We start from the raw sequence: 10270 nt of genomic DNA, 5'->3' as shown, positions 1-10270 counted from the left end.
TTTCGTTCACTGCCGTGTTACCGGAGCAGCGAGAAGTAATATACCATACTGAGTTTTTTAATGCAACTACTTTTTTTCGAGTTACTTTCGCCAGCCATCTTGCGGCCGGAGTTGTAATATAGCATGGTTCGCATTCACTTTGCAATGGTTTATTCTTCCATTCGACATCTTTTTTATTCTGGCCTCTTATCCCCCCATATTCACATTTCAACTATTTTGCTATTCCACGTATATATCTATTAAAAATAGCCAAGTCTAGTAGCTATAACTCTATTAATTTATCTAAGAGGAGGAGCTATCATGTTTCGTAAAATATGCTTTATGATTTTGACGCTTCCTATATTGTTCAGTTTTATGCAAGCCAACTCAGCTTATTCGTATCCCATCGGTGACGAGGATCCGGGTATGCCGTCTACCTACAGTTTTGCTTCAAATCCAAGCTCGGCTGAACCTTCCGCAGAAACCTCGCAGTTTTCTGATCCCACACCGACACCGTCGCCTCAGCTATATCAAGTAAACAGAGGAGATACTCTTTACCGAATTGCGCGAAATTTCAACATTGATGTATCAGATTTGATTGCTGCTAATCAGATTGGGGATCCCAACCACCTTACAATAGGACAAAATATATCCATTCCAATACTAGAAGGTAGCTCTGGCCTGGCAGCGGAACAGCCCAAAATTATTAAAAAAGTAATCAATACCACGCTCACAGCCTACACCGCTGGCTTCGAATCTACTGGCAAAAAAGCTTCCCATCCTCAATATGGCATTACTTACAGCGGCAAAAAAGCCAAAGAAGGGCGAACGATAGCTGTCGATCCAGCCGTTATTCCCCTAGGATCTACCGTGTTCATTGAAGGAATAGGCATTCGCAAAGCCGAGGATATCGGCTCAGCCATTCGGGGCTCGAGAATCGATGTCTTCATGAATGATCTGGGGGAAGCACAGGAATTCGGCGTAAAGAAAAATGTGAAAGTCTATCTACTTGATAAGGAAAATGTTTAATACATAAAGAAGCCCCTATCACCTACTCGGCAATGGAGGCTTCCAGCAACGCATTATTTTTGCAAAACTTGCTTGGAGACAGCATCAACTTGTTGAAGCTCATCCTCAGTTAGGGTGAATTGCATTGCCTTCACATTTTCCTCGGCATGATGCACTTTGGATGCGCCTGGAATGGCGAAAACCGTATTTCCGTGCGCATGAATCATCCAGTTCAGCGCAATCTGCGTCGGCGAAGCGTCATACTTATGCGCAAGTTCCTCAAGCTGAGCGATCAGCGGCTGCGACTTGCGCAGTCCGGATTCGCGGAAGGCAGCCGTCCATTTGCGCGGACCCGTGATGGCTTTCACCAAAGCCGGGTTCTTATGGAACTTGCCGCTAAGAATCCCTTGCTCCAGAGGGGAGTAGGCAATGATCGCGATGCCTAATTCCTTGGCAGCGTCCATGATTCCGTTCTGTTCGATACGGCGGTCCAGCAAGCTGTACTTCACTTGATTGGAAATAAGACGAAGTCCATGCTCGCGGAGCACACGATCGGCTTCACGCATTTTGTCGGCGGAAAAGTTGCTGACGCCAACATTCTTGATATGCCCTTGCTTCACAAGCTCCGCCATGGCATTCATCTGGCCGCGCACCGACGAGAAGGAATACGGCTGATGAACCTGGTGAAGGTGAATCGTCCGGTTCTCAAGCAGCCGCAGACGCTCATGAATCGTAGCTGTAATGCTGTTTGCCGTGCGAAGCACAGGCCACCATTTTGTCGCGATATGGGCACCATTCGCCAAAGCGCCTGATTTGCGCAGCGCTTCAGCAAGCATTTGCTCGGATTGACCCCTGCCATAAACTTCAGCGGTATCGAACCAGTTAATGCCGCCTTTGAGACTAGTTTGGACGATGCGAAGTACATCCTCTTTTCCCAGAACCGGCCAGAATTTGCCGACCATCCCCTGTCCATTGCTGAATTGCCAACAACCAAGACCTAGAGGCGAAAGTTCTAAATCTGAGCTGCCCATTTTGCGCAGTACTGTTTTCCCGTCCATGAACACCCACCGTTCCTTCACTTTGTTAAGGTTCTATTTTCGTTATTTCTATTATAGGCTTAACTCCGTGAGCATACAACGAATACGAAAAGAATGCAGGCTGTGTCAAAAGGTTGAAACCCTTGCGAACAGCCTCTTTATGCAGGATCTGTGGTCTTAATTCAGGAAATACGGCGAAGTTTGCGGGAATAAGCACTTCTAGAGTGCTTTCGCCCTTATAGAAACGTTTCGATTCATACTGAAAAATAGTTCACGCCAGATATTCATTGCAGATTCCACGAATCCAAGCAGCAAATACAGAAACTACACCTATATAAATTTGTTTATTGACGCCAAAACTATTGCTATCTATAATAATTTTATATAAATCGAAACGTTTCGATACCTGATTTACCAACTCAATGGACATTTAAGAAAGCGAGTGGAAAACATGATTAGACCTAATGACACAGACATCTGCATCCGAACCGGGGAGCTAGCGTTCACTTTTATGAACAGCGGGGATATTAGACAAATCACTTACAATCAGACGATGATCAATCAGTTGATATCCAACCCCATCGACGGTTCGATGAACAACATCTATTTGCGTATCCACCGGGATTCAGCAACCTCCTTTGTCCCGCTGCTTGGCATCGGGTCTTCCAGCCGCATACGTCGCACCGACAGCCAGATTTCTTGGACGGGTCATGCCGAGGACCTTGAGTATGAGGTCATTTTTACACTCACTCCTCAACTGGTCTGGTTCTGGGACGTACGAGTCCATGGTCACGAAGCTGATATCGATCTTGTTTACGGGCAGGATGTCGGCATTGCGGATCAAGGCGCTGTCAGATCGAATGAAGCATATCTGTCCCAATACATCGACCATTCCGTCTTTCAAGACCCTATCAAAGGCTGGGTAGTCTGTTCTCGGCAAAATATGCCGCAACAGGGACAATTCCCCTATTTGCAGCAGGGTTCCTTAACCCATGCTGCGGAATATGCAACAGACGGTTTCCAATTTTTCGGCTTATCCTATAAAGCAACGAACAAGCCTGAAGCATTGACGCAGGTAAAGCTGCCCAGCGAGATCTACCAATATGAATTTGCCTATACGGCTCTGCAATCAAAACGTGTGATTGTCGATGGCATGGCGCGATTTGTTTTTTACGGTCTGTTCAAGCCTCACCATCCAGATGCGGTTGTTAGCCTGGCATACCATCATGACATAGAGGAAGCATGGGCACATGCTGAAGCTTTGGATACAAAGTGGGATGAAGACCTGAACTCGGTCAGCCTGCATCCTAGAATCGGCGATCCTCTTCAGGTTGAATCTATGACATCGGAGGACATCGAGCGCTCCTTCCCTAGCCGTCATCAAGAGGAATGGGAGAATGGGATTCTACTGTCTTTCTTCACAGAGGGGCACGAGCATGTTGTGTTAAAAGAGAAAGAACTGCTCGTAGAGCGGCCGCATGGACATATCCTCATGACTGGGGATAATGCCCGGATGAACGATCAAGTACTTACTACCACCTCATATATGTACGGGATATTCAACTCGCAGCTCGTGGTGGGAAACACCTCCGCCAACAAAATGCTGACGAATGCCCGCAATGCGCTGAATGTGCTCAAGACTTCAGGCCAGAGGATCTATATTGAGCTGCATAATAAATTTCGCATGCTCACGATGCCTTCGATGTACGAGATTGGCTTCAATTATGTGCGGTGGACCTACAAAACGGCTGACGATACGATTATTGTCACGAACCTCACAACATTGGACACACCTGAGGTTCATCTAACCGTACAATCTGCAAGTGGAGCTCCCTACCGCTATCTCATTACGAATCAGGTAACCATGAATACTAATGAGTACGGTGTCCCTTCCCATATGGAACGTGAAGGCGATATCCTGGTGTTCCGTGCTGGTGAAGGTGCAGACAACAGCAGCACCCTGCCAGACCTGTGTTACCGTATGAAGCTCACCGGAGCGGATGTGACCGTGGCTAACGAGACAGCCTTAGCCGATCAGGTCGATCCAGGTTCCTCTTCGCTCGTTGTGCTTGAATTGAGCGCCTGCCCGGAATGGAGCTTGACGGTTCAAGGCCTTATTCATGGCGAAGAGCTGCCATTTGTGAAGCCGAATACGGCTGTAGAAATTGAGCGATACCGCGACTATTTAGGCAATGTAATGAATGGCTTCCAATTATCGCACAATGGTGAAGCGACGGAATCACTCAATAAGGTGAATGCCCTTGCTTGGTGGTACACCCATAATATGCTCGTTCATTATTCCGTGCCGCACGGGCTGGAGCAGTACGGCGGAGCCGCTTGGGGCACGCGAGACGTCTGTCAGGGACCTACGGAATACTTCATGGCAACACAGAAATACGAGCAAGTGCGCGAGATTATCAAGACGGTATATGCCCATCAATATGAGGATGACGGAAACTGGCCGCAGTGGTTTATGTTCGATCAATATTACCGCATCCAGCAAGAGGAAAGCCATGGCGATATCATTGTATGGCCGCTCAAAGTTGTCGCCGATTATATCTCGGCTACGCACGATTACGGCATTCTCCAAGAGCGAATTCCCTATACGCAGCGGGAAGACTTCGCCTTCACCGATCCATGCCCTACCCTGCTTGAGCATGTTCAGAAGCAGTTGACTTACATGAAGAATCACTTCCTTCACGGTACGCATTTGTCCGCTTATGGCGATGGGGACTGGGACGATACGCTTCAGCCAGCCAATGCGCAGCTCAAGCAGTATATGATCAGCAGTTGGACGGTCGCATTGACCTATCAAGTGCTGAATCAATTATCCGCCGCTTTAACGGATGAACACCAAGTGTTCTCAGCGGAGCTCGCCGAGCTGGCAGCTGGCATTCATGCCGATTTCAATCACTATATGCTGCAAAAGGATGTCATTCCTGGCTTCGTGTATATGGAGAAACCGGGGGAAGCGGAGCTTATGCTGCATCCGACCGATACGAAGACGGGCATTCAATATCGATTGCTGCCGATGACGCGCAGCATGATCGCCGAATTGCTGACCGAAGAGCAGGCAGCATCTCATTATAGGCTTATCAAGCAGGAACTGTACTGCCCTGATGGCGTACGCTTGATGAACCGCCCTGCACGATATGCCGGAGGGGTAAGCACACACTTCAAACGTGCGGAGCAAGCGTCGAACTTTGGCCGTGAAGTCGGCCTGCAGTATGTACACGCGCATATCCGCTTCGTAGAGGCGATGGCGAAGCTCGGCAAGGTGGACGAGGCCTGGCTGGGCTTGGCTATGATTAACCCGATCGGACTAAGAGAAGTGGTGCCGAACGCCGAATTGCGCCAAAGCAATGCCTACTTCAGCAGCTCAGACGGCAAATTCAATACCCGTTATGATGCTCAAGAACGCTTCCAGGAGCTGATCGAAGGAAAAGTTCCGGTTAAAGGCGGCTGGAGAATCTACTCTAGCGGACCGGGGATCTACATGAATCAACTTATCTCCAACTGTCTCGGTATTCGCCAAGAGGGAGGCGATCTGATTATTGATCCCGTGCTTCCGACGGACATGGACGGTCTTCGATTCGATTTTGCCTGGATGAACCGCCGTGTAAGTTTCGAATATCATATCAGCGGATCAGCGGAATGCCGTATCGTGATTAATGGTCATACAGCAGAAACCGAAGTCCTGCCCAACCGTTATCGTCATGGTGGTACTAGGGTTCGCCACGAGCAATTAGCGAATATGTTAAGCGACGCAGATAATGTGATTGCCATTTACATCTAATGGAACGGGTGATCTTTCGAAAGCAGCGATATATTGGTATAGTAAAGGCAATGATGGCATGAACGATAGGGGCGGTTATTGTGGTTAGTATTAAAGATATCGCCAAAAAAGCGGGGGTCTCGATCTCCACGGTATCCTACGCGATAAACGGGAACCCCAAAGTAACGAAAGAAACGAGCACAAGAATACTGGCCGTGGCCAAGGAATTAAATTACGTCCCGAATGCGGCGGCCAGATCACTGAAGAAGCAGGAAACTAAGATTATCGGGGTATTTCTTACGGATTTTAATGGTGCATTCTATGGAGAACTGCTGCAGGGAATCAAAGAAGTGCTGAATAAACAAGGCTACGACTTAATCGTATGCAGCGGCGTGCAATCCCATCGTCTGCTGCCGGAACGGACTATCGACGGCGCTATCGTGCTCGACACCTCTTTCTCCAGCGAAGAGCTGCTTCAATATGCGGAGCGCGGGCATAAGCTGGTTGTGCTCGATCGGGAGCTAAGCCATGCGAATGTGAATCAAGTTCTGCTCGATAATAAGGCAGGCGCCGCATTAGCCATGGAGTACCTGATTGAAGAAGGGCATCGCAAGATCTATGTCGTAGCAGGGCCTGAAGCCTCATTTGATTCCATGCAGCGCCTCCAGGCTGTCCGTCAAGTCGTGAATCGTCATCAACCTCTTGCCTATACGCAAATTCTAGGCGATTTTAACAAATCTGCCGGTGAAGAAGCCGCCAAGCAGATCATTCAGGAATATACGGAACCTGTCGCAGTCTTCTGTTTAAATGATGAGATGGCTATCGGCTTATATAATGCCGTGAAGAAATCCGAGTACAAGATAGGCACACACATTCATATTATCGGGTTCGATAATATTGAATTGACGCAGTATACAGAACCCCGGCTTGCAACAATTGATTATTCGAAGCGAAAATGGGGAGCTTTGGCTTCTGAACAACTTTTAAAGCTGATTGATGATAAAGAGATCGACCACGAACGAATCTATGTGACATTGGTCAAAGGCAATTCGGTACGCACGGTATAAGAAAGAGGTTGTTTCCTTAGTCATTCAATGACTCAGGGGACAACCTCTTTTGGCTATCCTAGTAATCTGCGCACTGTTTACTCGATCAGTTCCACCAACTGCACTTCGTGTGGCGACAACGTGCTTACTAACGTGTACATACCGCTGCTATCGATGACAATTGTCTCAACCGTCAATTCTGGACAGCTCGCTTGTGTTAAATAGGCCAGAGCATCCGCATCGAGATGAGCCGGAGACCCCATTTTCACCCACAGATCGAAAGCGCTGCCATTTAACTGATTGAGTTTATGCCTGATGAGCCTGTAGGTTCCCGGTTGAATCCCCATTAGCTCCAGCCTTAGCTCTGTCGGGGCTGCTTCTTCGAACACATCGTATCTGTTGGTACGACTTATGAAGGACGCCTCGCCTTTGCGATACATTGCATCCATGTTCACATAGGCATACATTAGTATCTGCAGTCCTCTGTCACTGCTGGCGACGTAGTATCCTTCACCACGACTAACGCATTGGTTGCCTAATTTGGCAAGAAACTTATAAGCAAAGAAGGCAGCCTTCGGTATGCCGTTATAGGTCATCAAGCCAAGACCGCCGTGAAACAATTCCGATGACAGCTTAAACTCTTCGAGCAGATCTGTCGCTGTCCAGTAGCCGAAGCTATGAAGTTCATCCATATTTTCCAGCACATTTTTCACAATATAAGCCGCTTTATAACACGTATCATTGACCAAATCCCGGTGTGAACCCGTGGCATTCCATTCCGTCATATGCAATTCAGGTCTGCCGCTTAGCGCTGAAGCAGCCACCGTTTCTTTTAATTTGGCAATCACCTGAGAGAGATACTCAGCATTTGCCGTCAATTCAATGCTCTGAAAAATCAGATTAGGAAAGCGCTCAAAATCGATCTGTATATCCGTTGAAAAGCCGATTGCATCATCATACGGATAGCTATGAAAGGAAATAAAATCAGGCTCTGCTTGCCGCGCCTGCACATCCCGCAAGAATCGAGTCACCCACTCCTCTCGCATCAACGTAATCGACAATAGGCCAGGTCCCCCGACACGAAACTCAGGATGTATAGATTTAATCGTGCGATGCGTAGAGACGAACAATTCGCAATAAGCTTCATAAGTATCCGGCCAGAAAATGTGGATATCCGGTTCGTTCCACACCTCGAAGTACCATTGCCTCACTTCATGGATACCATATTTACGCACATAGTGCTTAATAAATTGATGAATCATTTCGTTCCATTTGCCAAGATCAATGGGACTGCCTACATAACTTTTTTTATAAAAAACAGTGGTGCTATCCGGTCCTGCCAGCTCTTTGGGCAAAAAGGAAAGCTCTAGAAATGGCTTCAATCCGCTGGAAAGCAAGAAATCAAACAATAAATCGCAATAAGCAAAGTTTAAGCTGACTTCCCCCCGTTCATTAACGCCGTAGATCATCATGTCATCATCAAAAATACCGTGAAAGCGAATATACGAGAAGCCTATTTCTCGCTGCACTCGCTGGATGTGCCTCTGCACCTCAGCATACAGCACCTCTTTGGCCTTCCCTACTGTCATGAGTGTCTTCCAAGTATGAGCAACTTTAGTAGGGGATGCCGCACCTATCTTAACGTTCTCTATCCGCTTATTAACATGCTGAGCTCCCTGCAGGATCGGCGCCTCTTGGACCGCCTTGCTCGGGAGATATTTAAAGAGCGACTCGAACGCGTGTGACGGATTCATTTCAAAATAGTTAAAATGATGCGTACTGTGCTTCTGGAACACGCTGCGTCCGTCCAAAATCGTTTTGCGATATTCGCCCGGCGTTTGCCGATAAAATTCTTTAAACACGGCATTGAACGATTTCAGGTTAGGAAAGCCATGGTCATGGGCAATCTGCGTAATGGATAAATTCGTCAGTATCATATCTTTCACCGCTTTGTCCAAACGTACTGCATTCACATATTTGGTAAAAGAGGTGCCCATGTACTCCTTGAAAAACCGAGATAAATACGGAACCGTCAAATACTCCTGCTGCGCCAATTGCTGAACATTGATCGACCGATTGTAGTTCTCTTTGACGTAAGAAGTAATGCGCAGCAGCCGCTCCCGGTGCTTATTATCCAACTTCTCCGAGCTCTGGTCTGTCACCCGAAAATTCTGCACGAGCAAGTAGGTCAAGTTTAGCAGCAGCGATTGAATGCGCAGCGCGAAGCCTTGCGGACGTTTATTATGGAGCAGCATCATTTCGGCTAACAGGGCGCGAAGCTCATCGAAGGCCATCTGTTCCCCACGACCGTAGGCAGCAGAGTTGCATAGAAACGACATCCGATCGATCAGGGGCTCAACCTGAATAAGATAGGCGATTGGAATTTGCAGCGCCAGAACCAAATTATTTTCTTCAGCTTCAATCGCGTGAATGTCATTCGCATTTATCAGAAATAGATCCTCTTCATTCAATTCGGTATATCGGTCTTTCGTGAAAAGCTGCAGTTTCCCCTTGAGTACGAACAATATTTCGATACTGTCATGCCAATGGTTCGGAACTTGGTGTGTGCTGTGCAAAAACAGATGAACCGGCAGATGCTCGTCCGTTTCAATATTCTCGTAAGTGTAACTTTGCACCTTTCCTCCTCCTGTCGTCCTAATTACTCCTATTATAGTCCTACATACGTCCAAATAACATGGAATCCGTCAGACATCCTACGTCAGACACACAAAAAAGCGATCGAGTAGCTTGCCTACTCAACCGCTTTAATTTATTCAAATAAAATCCCTGCCAGCTCAGCTAGGCTTCGGAGTCTAAAGTCTGCAAGCGGGCTCTCGTACGCAGCGCCAATTGCCGCCTTCGACATCCCGGCGCGTTCAGCTGCGGCTAGACCGGCTTCCGCGTCTTCCACAACGAGACAATGCGCCGGGTCTACGCCGAGCTGCTGCGCCGCCAACAGAAAGACCTCCGGATCTGGTTTGCTCCGCGCAATCTGATTGCCGTCAGCTATCGCATCGAAGGCATGCGCGAGTCCGATTCTCTCCAGAATAATCGGTGTGTTCCGGCTGCTCGAACCAATGGCAATCTTGACTCCGTGCCGCCTGCAAGAATCGATACAGCTAACCGCGCTATCCGCCGCATCAGAAGGCGTCAACTGATGGAGCAGCTCACGGTAATACCCGTTTTTCCGATCAGCTAATGCCTCTTTCTCCGATTTGGTGTAGCTTCGTAAACTTTTCTCCAAAATGATGTCCAAACTCTCCATCCGACTCACGCCTCGCAGACGATCATTGATGGATACATCGAACGAAATGCCTTCCTCGTCAGCCAACTGCTGCCAAGCCTCATAGTGATAGCGATCCGTGTGAACAAGAACCCCATCTAAATCAAAAATTACGGCTTGTATCCTCATTAGGGTAACCTCC

General features: G+C 47.8%; 6 protein-coding genes. 3 read left to right on the top strand and 3 right to left on the bottom strand.

The features are described from left to right. Positions 1-300 precede the first annotated feature (300 nt). A complete protein-coding gene (locus IEY34_RS33430; protein WP_189020210.1) occupies positions 301-1008 on the top strand; it encodes a 3D domain-containing protein in 708 nt (235 codons plus the stop codon). Positions 1009-1061: 53 nt separating this feature from the next. Here IEY34_RS33430 and IEY34_RS33425 read toward each other — a convergent pair whose 3' ends face one another. Further along, positions 1062-2045, bottom strand: coding sequence for an aldo/keto reductase (locus IEY34_RS33425; protein WP_189020208.1), 984 nt, complete (start codon positions 2043-2045; stop codon positions 1062-1064). Between the two features lie 430 nt (positions 2046-2475). Between IEY34_RS33425 and IEY34_RS33420 the strand changes: the two genes are divergently transcribed. Both IEY34_RS33420 and IEY34_RS33415 read left to right on the top strand, forming a co-directional pair. Next, positions 2476-5820: a GH36-type glycosyl hydrolase domain-containing protein gene (locus IEY34_RS33420; protein WP_189020206.1), complete on the top strand. Its 3345-nt coding sequence runs from the start codon at positions 2476-2478 to the stop codon at positions 5818-5820. An 80-nt stretch (positions 5821-5900) separates the two neighbouring features. After that, positions 5901-6866 carry a LacI family DNA-binding transcriptional regulator gene (locus IEY34_RS33415; RefSeq protein WP_189020204.1) on the top strand — a complete coding sequence of 322 codons (966 nt, stop codon included), beginning with the start codon at positions 5901-5903 and terminating at the stop codon, positions 6864-6866. 77 nt (positions 6867-6943) lie between these two features. Here the strand turns inward: IEY34_RS33415 and IEY34_RS33410 are convergent, their stop codons facing one another. Together IEY34_RS33410 and pgmB are read right to left on the bottom strand one after the other, a co-directional pair. Then, positions 6944-9481 carry a GH39 family glycosyl hydrolase gene (locus tag IEY34_RS33410; RefSeq protein WP_189020202.1) on the bottom strand — a complete coding sequence of 846 codons (2538 nt, stop codon included), beginning with the start codon at positions 9479-9481 and terminating at the stop codon, positions 6944-6946. A gap of 134 nt (positions 9482-9615) precedes the next feature. Beyond that, positions 9616-10257 (bottom strand): beta-phosphoglucomutase, encoded by a 642-nt coding sequence (gene pgmB, locus IEY34_RS33405; RefSeq protein ID WP_189020200.1) that lies wholly within the window; start codon positions 10255-10257, stop codon positions 9616-9618. Positions 10258-10270: the final 13 nt, after the last annotated feature.

The organism is Paenibacillus marchantiophytorum (genome assembly GCF_014640555.1).
Classification (GTDB): Bacteria; Bacillota; Bacilli; order Paenibacillales; family NBRC-103111; genus Paenibacillus_E; species Paenibacillus_E marchantiophytorum.
Note: the sequence above shows the minus strand (reverse complement) of the source record. Positions and strands in the feature narration are given on the sequence as shown.

Bases quoted from the DNA above. Each gene is read 5' to 3' on its own strand.
- pgmB (WP_189020200.1), bottom strand. From the start codon at position 10,257: ATGAGGATACAAGCCGTAATTTTTGATTTAGATGGGGTTCTTGTTCAC.
- IEY34_RS33420 (WP_189020206.1), top strand. From the start codon at position 2,476: ATGATTAGACCTAATGACACAGACATCTGCATCCGAACCGGGGAGCTA.
- IEY34_RS33430 (WP_189020210.1), top strand. From the start codon at position 301: ATGTTTCGTAAAATATGCTTTATGATTTTGACGCTTCCTATATTGTTC.
- IEY34_RS33425 (WP_189020208.1), bottom strand. From the start codon at position 2,045: ATGGACGGGAAAACAGTACTGCGCAAAATGGGCAGCTCAGATTTAGAA.